This window comes from Streptomyces sp. NPDC001137 (genome assembly GCF_040298885.1).
Classification (GTDB): Bacteria; Actinomycetota; Actinomycetes; order Streptomycetales; family Streptomycetaceae; genus Streptomyces.
Genome location: NZ_JBEPBA010000020.1, coordinates 147,836 through 160,198, shown reverse-complemented (window position 1 = coordinate 160,198; position 12,363 = coordinate 147,836). Strand labels below are relative to the sequence as shown.

Sequence of the window (12,363 nt, the reverse complement as noted above, 5' to 3'; positions counted from 1 at the left end):
GCCCTGTCAGTCCGCTGCCACCTCGAGGAAGTACACGAAGCGGTCCAGGTCGAGGGCGAGGCCGGTCAGCCGGTGGAACCCGTCCGCGTGCTCGCGCTGAAGCGGATACACGTCGGTGAGCCGGGCCGCGGGAATCTCCAACAGCGCCGCGAAGGCGCCGGCGCCCACCGACGAGACGTCGGTGACCGACCGCGGTGTGTCCTCGTCCTGGGCGTAGCGGGTGACGAGGAACCTCATGGCGGCACCTTTCGGTATCCCGTCCCGGAGGGAACTCCGGGAGGGCTGGTTTCCGATCTTGGCAAGGGATTTGCAATCCCCGCCAAAAATCGTCTTCGGCCGTACAACTTTTCACAACCGTCACGGATCTGACCCCCTGAGCCAACAGGCTCCACGATCACTTTCTCCACTTGGGGAACACATGCGCATACGTGCCACCGTGGCCGCCGTCTCCGGCGCCCTGGCCCTTTCCGCCTTCGCCCTGCCGACCGCGCACGCCGCCGACGCCCCGTCGTTCAAGACGGAGGCCGCGAAGATTCTCGCCGCGCACTCCGGCAAGACCGCGTTCAGCAGCGACGCCGCCGCCGCGGACCTGGGTGTCACCTTCTCCGACCTCAAGATCGCCAAGGCGGTCAAGGTCGGCACCACGAACCACGTCGCCACCACGGTCACCTACACGCTGACCCACGGGGCGAACTACGACATCAACTCCAGCGACTTCGACAGCGGCCCCCTCATCTACAAGGGCAGCTCGATCAACAGCGCCGAGAACGTGCTCGGCGGCGAACTGCCCGCCACCTGCACGGCCACCTCGGACACCACCGCCACCTGCACGGGCGACATCGACATCTTCCCGCTGAACGAGGAGGACACCGCCGGTGACCTGCTCAACTCGGACGCGGGCAAGTGGTCGGCCGGCGCGATCGCGCTGCAGTACAGCACCGGGGACTTCTCCGTGCAGGGCGACCTGGGCAGCACCCTCGTCCAGCGCAACTCCAAGCTGACGGTCAACGCCACCCCGGAGCCGGTGAAGAAGGGCAAGACCATCACCGTGGTCGGCAAGCTCTCCCGCGCCAACTGGGAGGACAACAAGTACCACGGCTACAGCACCCAGCCGGTGAAGCTGCAGTTCCGCAAGAAGGGCTCCAGCACCTACACCACGCTGAAGACCATCAAGACCAGCACCACGGGTGACCTGAAGACGACGACCACCGCCACGGTCGACGGCTACTACCGCTACTCCTTCGCGGGCACCTCGACCACCCCGGCGGTCAACGCCACGGGCGACTTCGTCGACGTGCAGTAAGCATCCTCACCCGCTAGGCGGGAAAGCGGCGGTCGACCACCCTCCACAGCAGCTCCAGGGCGACCGCCGCCACCGCCGCGATGCCGACCGCGACCCACGGCATCGTCTCGCCGACCAGCTTCAGCGCGAAGAAGTGCTGGAGCTGCGGCACGGTCAGCACGAAGAGGAACGCCACGCCCATCGAGGCCACGAGGGCGATCCGCCACCAGGTGTAGGGGCGGGCGATGATCGCCAGGACCCACATGGAGATCAGGAACAGGGTCAGCGTGGCGGCGCTGGTCTCCGCGTCCAGCTGACCCGGCCCCGTGTAGTAGTGACGGGCCATCAGATACGTCACGAAGGTCGCCACCGCGGCCACCACCCCGCCCGGGACCGAGTACCGCATCACCCGCCGTACGAAGTGGGGTTTCGCCCGTTCCTTGTTGGGGGCCAGGGCGAGGAAGAAGGCCGGGACGCCGATCGTCAAGGTCGACAGGAGCGTCAAGTGGCGCGGCAGGAACGGGTATTCCACCTGCCAGCACACCACCAGCACCGCCAGCAGCACCGAGTAGACCGTCTTCACCAGGAACAGGGTCGCCACCCGCGTGATGTTGCCGATGACCCGCCGGCCCTCCGCCACCACCGACGGCAGCGTCGCGAAGCTGTTGTTCAGCAGCACGATCTGCGCGACCGCCCGGGTGGCCTCCGAACCCGAGCCCATGGACACGCCGATGTCGGCGTCCTTCAGGGCCAGCACGTCGTTCACGCCGTCACCGGTCATCGCGACCGTGTGCCCGCGGGACTGGAGGGCGCCCACCATGTCCCGCTTCTGCTGCGGGGTGACCCGTCCGAACACCGTGCCCTTGTCCAGGGACTTCGCCATCTCCTCCTGCTCGGAGGGCAGGTGGCGGGCGTCCACGGTCGTGCCGGTCAGCCCCAGTTTGGCGGCCACCGCGCCGACCGACACGGCGTTGTCGCCGGAGATGACCTTGGCACGGACGTCCTGGTCGGCGAAGTAGCGCAGGGTGTCCGCCGCGTCGGGGCGCAGTCGCTGTTCGAGGACGACGAGGGCGGTGGGCCTCGCTCCGTTCGCGGGCTCGGGATCGTCCAGGTCGCGGCCGGCCCGGGCGAGCAGCAGCACCCGTAGGCCCTGCTCGTTGAGCCGCCCGGTCTCCTTGAGGGCGGGATCGCCGGCGGCCAGCAGCACGTCGGGCGCCCCCAGCAGCCATGTACTCGACTCGCCGTTGCCCTCGCTGAAGGTGGCGCCGCTGTACTTGCGGGCGGAGGAAAAGGGCAGGGACTCCGTGCAGCGCCAGTCCTCGACGTCCGGGTAGGCGTCGATGATCGCCTGGAGGGAGGCGTTGGGCCGCGGGTCGGACTCGCCGAGGGCGCCGAGGACCTTGCGTACGTACGACTCGTCGGCGCCCTGCAACGGCCTGAGCTCCGTGACGTCCATGCCGCCCTCGGTGAGGGTGCCGGTCTTGTCGAGGCAGACGGTGTCGATGCGGGCGAGGCCCTCGATGGCGGGGAGCTCCTGGACGAGGCACTGTTTTCGGCCAAGTCGTATGACACCTATCGCGAAGGCGACCGAGGTCAGCAGCACCAGCCCCTCCGGGACCATCGGGACGATGCCGCCCACCGTCCGCGCGACCGAGTCCTTGAAGCCGTGCTGCTTGACCACCAACTGGCTGACGACCAGGCCGAGCGCGGTCGGGATCATCATCCACGTCACGTACTTGAGGATCGTCGAGATACCGGTGCGCAGCTCGGAGTGGACCAGGGTGAAGCGGGAGGCCTCCTCGGCGAGCTGGGCGGCGTAGGCCTCGCGGCCCACCTTGGTGGCCTTGAAGGCGCCCCCGCCGGCCACCACGAAGCTGCCCGACATGACCTGGTCCCCGGGTTTCTTGACCACCGGGTCGGCCTCACCGGTGAGCAGCGACTCGTCGATCTCCAGCCCGTCGGCCTCCACGCACACCCCGTCGACGACGGCCTTGTCCCCCGGCCCGATCTCGATCAGGTCGTCAAGGACGATCTCCGACGTACTGATCGCGCCGGCCACCCCGTCCCGCCGCACCGTGGGCCGCGCCTCCCCGATCACCGCGAGCGAGTCGAGGGTCTTCTTCGCCCGCCACTCCTGGATGATGCCGATCCCGGTGTTGGCGATGATCACGTACCCGAACAGGCTGTCCTGGAACGGCGCGACGAACAGCATGATCAGCCAGAGCACACCGATGATCGCGTTGAACCGCGTGAAGACGTTCGCCCGGACGATCTCGCCCATCGACCGGCTGCTGCGCACCGGAACGTCGTTGACCTGCCCTCCAGCGACCCGTTCGGCCACCTCGGCCGCGGTCAGCCCCCGCGCCGGCACCGGAACAGGAACAGGGTGCACAGGGTCGAGCTCCGCGCCCGCGTCGATGTGCGTCATGCATTCGACGGTACGTGCGGATTTACGCCTTCACCCGCCGAGTGCCCGGAAGATCCGACCTGGGGAGGAGCCAACTCGTGCGGTGGTTGTACGGCCTACTCCGGTACGGGCTGTTCGGCGGACTCCGACTTCAGTGCCGCCGCCCTCTTGATGGCGGCGTCCCGCTTCCGGACGAACCAGACGCCGTACAGCCCGAGCACGCCCCCCGCCAGGCACGTCCACAGCCACCACAGGTGCCCGTGGTCCTCGAACCAGCCGTAGAACGGAAGCTGCACCAGGAAGAGGACGAACCAGAGGATCGTGCCGCCGGTGATGGTGGCGACCACGGGGCCCTCAAGGGGCTCCGGCGCCTCGTGCTGGGGGGTCCACTTCGCCATGCGCACAGCTTACGAGGCAATGGGGTCTACGCGCGGAGATAGCGCCACCGGACTCATATGTTCATACTGAAACCGTTTGCGCGTGTCCACTTCTGCTCGTAGGAACCTCCAATGTCCACCTCGGCCCCCGCCAAGGTCCCCACCCCCGAACACCCGGGGAAGGCGCCCGTCTCCGGCGCCCTCGACCGCTACTTCAAGATCTCCGAGCGTGGCAGCACCCTGCCGCGCGAGATCCGCGGCGGTTTCGCCACGTTCTTCGCGATGGCCTACATCATCGTGCTGAACCCGATCATCCTGGGCAGCGCGAAGGACATGTACGGGCACCAGCTCGACAACGGCCAGCTGGTCACGGCGACCGCCGTGACGGCGGCGTTCACCACCCTCCTCATGGGCGTCGTCGGCAACGTGCCGATCGCGCTCGCCGCCGGTCTGGGTGTGAACTCGGTCGTCGCGCTCCAGCTCGCTCCCCGGATGTCCTGGCCGGACGCCATGGGCATGGTGGTCCTGGCCGGCTTCATCGTGATGCTCCTGGTGGCCACCGGACTGCGCGAGCGCGTGATGAACGCCGTGCCCTACAGCCTGCGCAAGGCGATCTCCATCGGCATCGGCCTGTTCATCATGCTGATCGGTCTGGTGGACTCGGGCTTCGTCTCCCGGATCCCGGACGTCGCCCAGACCACCGTCCCGCTCCAGCTCGGCAGCACGGGACACCTCACCGGCTGGCCCGTCCTGGTCTTCATCCTGGGCGCGCTGCTCACCTTCGTGCTGATCGTGCGCAAGGTCTCCGGTGCGATCCTGATCTCGATCGTCACGATGACGGTCCTCGCGCTGATCATCGACGCCGTCGCCAAGGTCCCGACCTGGGGCCTCACCACGCCCAAGTGGCCCGGCAATCCTGTCGAAGCCCCGGACTTCGGTCTGATCGGCAAGGTCAGCCTGTTCGGCGGCTTCTCCCATGTCGGTGTGCTGACCGGCGTCCTCTTCGTCTTCACCGTGCTGCTGTCGTGCTTCTTCGACGCGATGGGCACGATCATGGGCGTCAGCGACGAGGCCAAGCTGACCGACGCCCAGGGCTATATGCCGGGCATCAACAAGGTCCTGTTCATCGACGGCCTCGCGGTCGCGACCGGCGGCGCCAGCTCCTCCTCGGCCACCACCGCCTTCGTGGAGTCCACGGCGGGCGTCGGCGAGGGCGCCCGTACGGGCTTCGCGAACGTCGTCACCGGCGGGCTGTTCGCCCTCGCCCTGTTCCTGACCCCCGTCGCCACCATGGTGCCGTCCCAGGCGGCCACCCCGGCCCTGCTCGCGGTGGGCTTCCTGATCCTGGCCGGCTCCATCAAGGAGATCGACTGGGCCGACTACACGATCGCCATCCCGGCCTTCGTGACGATGGTGATGATGCCGTTCACCTACTCGATCACCAACGGCATCGGCATGGGCTTCATCACCTTCGCGGTGCTGCGCCTGGCGGCCGGCCGGGGCCGGGAGGTCCCGGTGGCGATGTACGTCGTCGCGGCGGTGTTCGGCTTCTACTACCTCATGCCCGCGCTCGGTCTCACGTGACGCCGTAGAACCTCTCGGTCTCCTCCACGGCGGACTGGAAGCGCTCGTCGAAGTCATCCCGAATGAGCGTCCGGACGACATAGTCCTGGACGCTCATTCCTCTTTTGGCGGCGTGGTGCCGGAGCCGTTCGAGCAGCTCTTTGTCTATCCGCAGGCTGAGCACACTGGTCCCCATGCCTACGAGGGTCGCGGCACCCTTCGGCGCGGTGTGTCACGTTCCGCGTCTCGATCACCCATATGAGTGATGTTCCCCTTCAGTGGCGCGTGTCACGGACGCCGGGCGCGTCCCGCCTGGTATTTAGCGAGAGTAATGAGTTACGCTAAAGAACATGTCGGACCTCAGCCATGGCGACGATGCTGCCGCCGTGAACTCCCTGCGATCAGCTGTCATGCGGCTGTCCCGTCGACTCAAGCACCAGCGGGTCGACGAGTCGCTCAGCCCCACCGAGATGTCGGTGCTGGGCACCCTCTCCAACTGCGGTAGCGCCACACCGGGCGAGCTCGCCCGCAAGGAGCACGTGCAGCCGCCGTCGATGACCCGCATCGTCGCGCTGCTCGAGGCCAAGGGGCTGGTCCGGCTGGAGCCGCACCCCGAGGACCGGCGCCAGAAGGTCGTCACCAAGACCGAACAGGCCGAGGCCATGCTCGCGGAGAGCCGCGCCAAGCGGAACGCGTTCCTGGCCAACCTGGTCGGCGGCCTCGACGAGGACGAGTGGGCGAAACTGCGCGCCGCCGCCCCCGTGCTGGAGAAGCTCGCACATCTCTAAGCAGCTCCTCCGGTGTCCGTTGCAGTCGCAGTCACGAGGAGGCGAACCCTTTTGAGTACGGGACCCGGAGCAGATTCCGCCCCCGCACCGACACCTACTACCCCCGCTTCACCCCCGATGTCCCGCAAGTCCTCGATGTTCAGCTCGCTGAAGGTCAGGAACTACCGCCTGTTCTTCATGGGCCAGGTCGTCTCCAACATAGGCACCTGGATGCAGCGCATCGCCCAGGACTGGCTGGTCCTGAGCCTCACCGGCTCCGCCACGGCCGTCGGCGTCACGACGGCCCTGCAGTTCCTGCCGATGCTGTTCCTCGGCCTCTACGGCGGGGTCCTCGTCGACCGCCTGCCCAAGCGCCGCACGCTGCTCTTCACGCAGACCTCGATGGCCGTCACCGGTATCGCGCTCGCCGCGCTCACCCTCTCCGGCCACGTCCAGGTCTGGCACGTGTACCTCGCCGCCTTCGCCGTGGGCCTCGCCACGGTCGTCGACAACCCGGCCCGCCAGTCCTTCGTCTCCGAGATGGTCGGCCCGGACCAGCTGCAGAACGCGGTCAGCCTCAACTCCGCCAACTTCCAGTCCGCCCGGCTGGTCGGCCCCGCCGTGGCCGGTCTGATGATCACCGGCGTGGGCACCGGCTGGGCGTTCCTCTTCAACGGCCTGTCCTTCGTCGCCCCGGTCGCCGGTCTGCTGCTGATGCGGGCGCGCGAGCTGCACGTCGTGGAGCGGGCACCGCGCGGGAAGGGCCAGCTGCGGGAGGGACTCCACTATGTCGCCGGGCGCCCCGACCTGATCTGGACGATCGTCCTGGTCGGGTTCATCGGGACCTTCGGCTTCAACTTCCCGGTCTACCTCTCGGCCTTCGCGGACGACGTCTTCCACGCGGGCGCCGGGTCCTACAGCGCCTTCAACACCGTGATGGCGGTCGGCTCCCTGGCGGGCGCACTCCTGGCCGCAAGGCGCGGCACGGCCCGGATGCGGGTGATGATCGGGGCGGCGGCGGCCTTCGGCGCCCTGGAACTGGTGGCCGCGACCGCACCCTCTCTCTGGCTGTTCACCCTGCTGATGGCCCCGATCGGCATGTTCGGCATGACGATCAACGTCACCGCCAACACCAGCATCCAGATGGCCACCGACCCCGCCATGCGCGGCCGGGTGATGGCCCTCTACATGATGGTCTTCCTCGGCGGATCCCCGATCGGCGCACCCATCGCGGGCTGGGTCACGGACGCGTACGGCGTCCGGGCGGGCCTGGCCGTGGGCGGCGCGATCGCCACCGCGGCGGCCGTCACCATCGGTGTGATCCTGGCCAGGGTCGGCGGACTGCGGCTGTCGGTCGGCTGGAGCCACGGCCACCCGCAGGTGCGGTTCGTGCCGCGGGAGCGACGGGAGGAGCTGGCCGCGGCGGCGTGATGCGACCGGCCAGGTCAGTCGCGGGGGAACTCGTCCGTCTTGAGGACGAGCCCGACGACGGTCCCGGTCAGGTCGATCTCGTCGCCGAAGTCGAGGCTCACCTCGCCGTGGTAGTCGCCGTCCTTCGGCACGGTGTGGAGATACCACTTGCCCTTGTAGGGGTCGACGATCAGGTATACCGGGACCTCGGCCGCGGCGTAGGCGGCCTTCTTCGGACCGTAGTCGTTGTGAGCGGTGTCCTTGGAGATCACTTCGGCAACGAGTTCGACGTCTTGGCAGCGCCAGCGGCGCTTGGCGTCCGGTTCCGCGTCCTCTGCCAGCAGTGTGACGTCGGTGGCGAATCCGTTGAGGTGCCCCGGGTAGTCGATGCGGACGTCGGACTTCAGGCGCCGGCGGGGGTACTTGGCGCGTAGCTGGTCGTAGATGGCGGCGATGATCTCCCAGTGGGTGTCCCGTTGCGGCGCCATGCTGATGCTCCCCCCGACGATCTCCGTCTTGTAACCCTCGGGGATGGGCATCTTCTCCAGCCACTCGAACATCGTGTCGAGTGTGAGCTCTTCACCGCTCTCGGCCATCGCAATCCTGTCGTCCAGGAGGGACATCGTTGGCGCTCCTCCCCGGCGACCCCGATGGACGGGTGCCGCCGCGCGGTACAACGATACGCACGGCGCCCGGGACACGCCCGGCAGACTGGGCCCATGAGACTCTTCGCCGCCGTGCTGCCGCCCGAGGACGTTGTCGGTGAACTGGCCGCCGAAGTGGCCCAGTTGAAGAAGCTGCCCGGGGCGGAGGAGCTGCGCTGGACAAGCCGTCCCGGGTGGCACTTCACGCTCGCCTTCTACGGAGAGGTCGACGACGACCTCGTACCGGAGCTGTCGGCCCGGCTGGAGCGGACGGCACGACGATCCGAGCCCTTCGAGCTGGCCCTGCGGGGCGGTGGCCAGTTCGGGCACGGGCGGGCGCTGTGGGTGGGCGCGGAGGGGGGACTGGCGGCCCTGCGGCTGCTCGCCGACCGCGCGGAGGCCGCGGCGCGGAAGGCGGGGGTGGCGATGGGGGAGCACCGGCGGTACAAGGCGCATCTGACGGTGGCGCGGAGCCGGGACGCGGTGGACGTACGGCCGTATGTCGCCGCCCTCGGGGAGTTCACGAGCCGTACGTGGACGGTGGGGGAGCTGGTGCTGGTGCGGAGCAAGCTGCCGAGGTCCGGGGTGCCGGGGGAGCAGCCGCGTTACGAGGCGGTCGCCCGTTGGGGGCTCGGGGGCGCCGGTTAGGCTCGATGCGTGGACCCGAAAACCCGGAACCGGATCATGGCCGGTGCGCTTGTTCTTTTGTTCGTCGTGGTTGCGGTGACGGCTGCCCTCGGTAGGTAGGGCTTTGCGGGGGAGCGGCGGGGAACTGCGCGTTCGTTGCCGGGTGCGGGCCGTATGTGGCTTGTCGCGCAGTTCCCCGCGCCCCTATAGGGGCGCTCCTGCTCAGGGCGCTACCAGGCGAAGGCCTCCGGGGACGGGCCCGGGCCCGGGAAGACCTCGTCCAGGCCGGCCAGGAGCTCGTCGCTCAGTTCCAGCTCCGCCGCCCTGATCGCGGACTCCAGTTGCTCGGCCGTGCGCGGGCCCACGATCGGGCCGGTGACTCCGGGGCGGGTCAGGAGCCAGGCCAGGGCGGCCTCGCCCGGTTCCACGCCGTGCTTGTCGAGCAGGTCCTCGTACGCCTGGATCTGGGCGCGGATCGTGGTGTTGGCGAGGGCGTCCGCGGCCCGGCCGCTCGCCCGGCGCCCGCCCTCGACCTCCTTCTTGATCACGCCGCCGAGCAGGCCGCCGTGCAGCGGTGACCAGGGGATGACCCCGAGGCCGTACTCCTGCGCGGCCGGGATGACCTCCATCTCGGCGCGGCGCTCGGCCAGGTTGTAGAGGCACTGCTCGCTGACGAGACCGATGGTGCCGCCGCGGCGGGCCGCGATCTCGTTGGCCTGGGCGATCTTGTAGCCGGGGAAGTTGGAGGACCCGACGTAGAGGATCTTGCCCTGCTGGACCAGGACGTCGATCGCCTGCCAGATCTCCTCGAAGGGGGTGCGGCGGTCGACGTGGTGGAACTGGTAGACGTCGATGTGGTCGGTCCGCAGCCGCTTCAGGCTGGCGTCGACCGCGCGCCTGATGTTCAGCGCGGAGAGCTTGTCGTGGTTGGGCCAGGACTCGCCGTCGGCGGCCATGTTGCCGTACACCTTGGTGGCGAGGACGACCTTGTCGCGGTGGGCCGCGCTCTTGGCGAACCAGTTGCCGATGATCTCTTCCGTACGGCCCTTGTTCTCGCCCCAGCCGTACACGTTGGCGGTGTCGAAGAAGTTGATGCCGGCGTCCAGCGCCGCGTCCATGATCGCGTGGCTGTCGGCCTCGTTCGTCTGCGGTCCGAAGTTCATCGTGCCGAGGACCAGTCGGCTGACCTTGAGTCCGGTGCGTCCGAGCTGCGTGTACTTCATGACCACCCAGCCAACGACTTGGAGCGCACTCTAGGCAAGGGATTCCGCAGGAAATGATCTACCCCTCCAAATGATCTTCGCTGTCCGAGAAGAATTCAAAAGACAAACTGCTGGATTACAAACGCTCTAGTCGATGTTTTCGTCGAATTGGCCTCACTCGTTTGCCGCGCATCCGGAGGAGGGGACGCGGCGTTAGCGGAATATGGCGAAAGCAAGGTTCCTTAACCCGTACCGTTCCGGAGCGACCGCGGAGGATCTGCCCCCCGCCCGTGCGGTGACAGTGGGGCGCTACACCTTCACGCCCGCGGCGGCGTACTCGGCGGCCGATGCGTGCGGCACCTTGCATGGGGACGGTGCGCGGATCGAACTGCAGGTCACCGGGACCCTCTTCAGCGAGTTCCTGGGAATTCTGGACACGGCGCAGGAGGAACTCGGGCGGCGGTGGAACGATCAGGGACGGTCCGGCTGCCACGCGGTTACATGACGGGGGCGGACCTCCATGAACGACGAATACCTGGATCTTTCCTTCACCCCCCACGAACGGTATCCCGGTGACTACCCCACCGGGCTGGCCACCGGCCGGCACCGGGGCCCCGCAGAGGACATGTACGCCACCGGCCCCCTGGTGGAGGGCTGGGACCCGGTCGAGGAACTCACGTCCCTCCTGCAGAACGCCGTGACGGCGGAGCAGGCGGGCAGCGTGTCGCCGCCGCCTCGTCGCGAGCCGCCGCCGCCCGATGTCGACTACACGGGCGAGTCGATGGACAACCTGGCGAGGATCACCGCCGAGTTGCCCCCCATCCGGCGCCGAACCGTCCGGCATCGGAAAGTGCGGTTCCGGCTGCGCTTCCGTTTCACATGGCTGCAGACCGTCAGCTTTCTGATCGCCGCGCTCGCCGCCGTGATCGTCTCGATGGTGAGCGTGTTCGGCGGCATGGTGGCCTATGCGCCTCTGCGGCACGTCGCTTCGGCCACGCAGGGCGGAATACTGACCTGGTGGCCGCTTCTGGTCTACGGCCCCTGGATGGTGGCCTCGCTCTCCATCCTGCGCAGCGCCCTTCACCAACGCAGGGCCGTGCACTCCTGGTTCGTCGTTCTGCTCTTCTCCTTCCTTGCGATGTCACTCTGCGTGGCCGAGGCCGACAGGAGTTTCACCGGCGTCGCCGCGGCGGCCCTGCCGACGCTCGCGTCCCTGGCCTGCTTCCAGCAACTGGTCCGCCAGATCACGCTGACCCGGCCCCCACGCAGGAACATCTCGCGCCACCGTCATCGCCAGACGCCCGCAAATGCCAAGTCCCCTGCGTCCAAGGGCGGTTCGGCCGCTTCGAAGCCGCGCCCCACCGGTGGCGGCACGGCCTCCCGAAGCTGAACGGTGATCAGGCCGGCTTCCCGCCGGCCTCCCGCGCCGCACGCTCCAGCCGGTCCCGGTGGCTCTCCCACCAGGCCGCGTCACTCGACGGCATGCTGTCGTTGCCCTGGTTCATCCCCACCGCGCCGTCCGTGAGTTCGCGGAGGATGTCGGCGTGCCCGGCGTGCCGGTGCGTGTCGGCGATCACACGGACCACGACGTGATGCAAGGTCACCTCGTCCCTGCCGTCGGGCCACCACGGCACCTTGCCGATCGTGTCCAGCGGCAGCGCGTCGATCGTCGCGTCCGCGTGTGCCCACACCCGGCGGTAGAGGTCCACGACGTACTCCCGGGACTCGTCGGCGGTGGCCCACATGTCCGCGTTGGGTTCACCGCCCGCTGCCATCCAGGGAAGCGGCCCGCCGGACAACGGCCGCCCGAAGGTGTCGCCGAGGTAGCCCAGCTCCACGCCGGTCGCGTGCTTCACCAGGCCCAGGAGGTTGGTGCCGGTCGGTGTGCGCGGGCGGCGGATGTCGTACTCCGAGAGCCCTTCGAGCTTCCAGAGCAGGGCATCGCGGGCGGACTGAAGGTAGAAGTGCAGGTCGGCCTTGGCATCAGGCGTTGGGGAGGTCATGGGGGCAGTCTGCCGCCGGCGTGATCTTCGGTCACTGGCTTTTCCCACCGGCTTTCCGCCGTGCGCGGGAGGGCGCCGGGT

14 protein-coding genes are annotated in these 12,363 nt (G+C 68.4%); 7 read left to right on the top strand and 7 right to left on the bottom strand.

Going from position 1 to position 12,363, the window contains the following annotated elements:
• Positions 1 to 6: 6 nt before the first annotated feature.
• The gene (locus tag ABT254_RS32850; RefSeq protein WP_351478149.1) at positions 7 to 237 is read right to left on the bottom strand and encodes a DUF7683 domain-containing protein; all 231 of its coding nucleotides are present in this window, start codon (positions 235 to 237) and stop codon (positions 7 to 9) included.
• Between the two features lie 181 nt (positions 238 to 418).
• Here ABT254_RS32850 and ABT254_RS32845 point away from each other — a divergent pair, with 181 nt between their 5' ends.
• Positions 419 to 1,303: a hypothetical protein gene (locus ABT254_RS32845; protein ID WP_351478146.1), complete on the top strand. Its 885-nt coding sequence runs from the start codon at positions 419 to 421 to the stop codon at positions 1,301 to 1,303.
• Positions 1,304 to 1,316: 13 nt separating this feature from the next.
• Here ABT254_RS32845 and ABT254_RS32840 read toward each other — a convergent pair whose 3' ends face one another.
• Both ABT254_RS32840 and ABT254_RS32835 read right to left on the bottom strand, forming a co-directional pair.
• Positions 1,317 to 3,710 (bottom strand): HAD-IC family P-type ATPase, encoded by a 2,394-nt coding sequence (locus ABT254_RS32840; protein WP_351478143.1) that lies wholly within the window; start codon positions 3,708 to 3,710, stop codon positions 1,317 to 1,319.
• Between the two features lie 95 nt (positions 3,711 to 3,805).
• Entirely contained in the window at positions 3,806 to 4,087 is a 282-nt protein-coding gene (locus tag ABT254_RS32835) for a DUF2530 domain-containing protein (protein ID WP_351478140.1), read from the bottom strand.
• Positions 4,088 to 4,198: 111 nt separating this feature from the next.
• Between ABT254_RS32835 and ABT254_RS32830 the strand changes: the two genes are divergently transcribed.
• Positions 4,199 to 5,650 (top strand): NCS2 family permease, encoded by a 1,452-nt coding sequence (locus tag ABT254_RS32830; protein WP_351478137.1) that lies wholly within the window; start codon positions 4,199 to 4,201, stop codon positions 5,648 to 5,650.
• Here the strand turns inward: ABT254_RS32830 and ABT254_RS32825 are convergent.
• Positions 5,643 to 5,825 (bottom strand): ribbon-helix-helix protein, CopG family, encoded by a 183-nt coding sequence (locus tag ABT254_RS32825; RefSeq protein ID WP_351478134.1) that lies wholly within the window; start codon positions 5,823 to 5,825, stop codon positions 5,643 to 5,645. The two genes, ABT254_RS32830 and ABT254_RS32825, sit on opposite strands and share 8 nt — an antisense overlap.
• A 154-nt stretch (positions 5,826 to 5,979) precedes the next feature.
• Here ABT254_RS32825 and ABT254_RS32820 point away from each other — a divergent pair, with 154 nt between their 5' ends.
• Together ABT254_RS32820 and ABT254_RS32815 are read left to right on the top strand one after the other, a co-directional pair.
• Entirely contained in the window at positions 5,980 to 6,417 is a 438-nt protein-coding gene (locus ABT254_RS32820) for a MarR family winged helix-turn-helix transcriptional regulator (RefSeq protein WP_351478131.1), read from the top strand.
• Positions 6,418 to 6,468: 51 nt separating this feature from the next.
• A complete protein-coding gene (locus ABT254_RS32815; RefSeq protein WP_351478128.1) occupies positions 6,469 to 7,827 on the top strand; it encodes an MFS transporter in 1,359 nt (452 codons plus the stop codon).
• A gap of 14 nt (positions 7,828 to 7,841) precedes the next feature.
• On the opposite strand, the gene ABT254_RS32810 is transcribed toward ABT254_RS32815, so the two are convergent.
• Entirely contained in the window at positions 7,842 to 8,429 is a 588-nt protein-coding gene (locus ABT254_RS32810; protein ID WP_351478125.1) for a Uma2 family endonuclease, read from the bottom strand.
• 96 nt (positions 8,430 to 8,525) lie between these two features.
• On the opposite strand from ABT254_RS32810, the gene thpR reads away from it, so the two are divergent.
• A complete protein-coding gene (gene thpR, locus ABT254_RS32805) occupies positions 8,526 to 9,098 on the top strand; it encodes an RNA 2',3'-cyclic phosphodiesterase (protein ID WP_351478122.1) in 573 nt (190 codons plus the stop codon).
• Positions 9,099 to 9,307: 209 nt separating this feature from the next.
• Here the strand turns inward: thpR and ABT254_RS32800 are convergent, their stop codons facing one another.
• Entirely contained in the window at positions 9,308 to 10,300 is a 993-nt protein-coding gene (locus ABT254_RS32800; protein WP_351478119.1) for an aldo/keto reductase, read from the bottom strand.
• 280 nt (positions 10,301 to 10,580) lie between these two features.
• Between ABT254_RS32800 and ABT254_RS32795 the strand changes: the two genes are divergently transcribed.
• Positions 10,581 to 10,784, top strand: coding sequence for a hypothetical protein (locus tag ABT254_RS32795; RefSeq protein ID WP_344399661.1), 204 nt, complete (start codon positions 10,581 to 10,583; stop codon positions 10,782 to 10,784).
• 15 nt (positions 10,785 to 10,799) lie between these two features.
• Positions 10,800 to 11,669 (top strand): DUF2637 domain-containing protein, encoded by an 870-nt coding sequence (locus tag ABT254_RS32790; protein WP_351478115.1) that lies wholly within the window; start codon positions 10,800 to 10,802, stop codon positions 11,667 to 11,669.
• Between the two features lie 7 nt (positions 11,670 to 11,676).
• On the opposite strand, the gene ABT254_RS32785 is transcribed toward ABT254_RS32790, so the two are convergent.
• A complete protein-coding gene (locus tag ABT254_RS32785) occupies positions 11,677 to 12,282 on the bottom strand; it encodes a DinB family protein (protein WP_351478112.1) in 606 nt (201 codons plus the stop codon).
• Between the last annotated feature and the right edge of the window lie 81 nt (positions 12,283 to 12,363).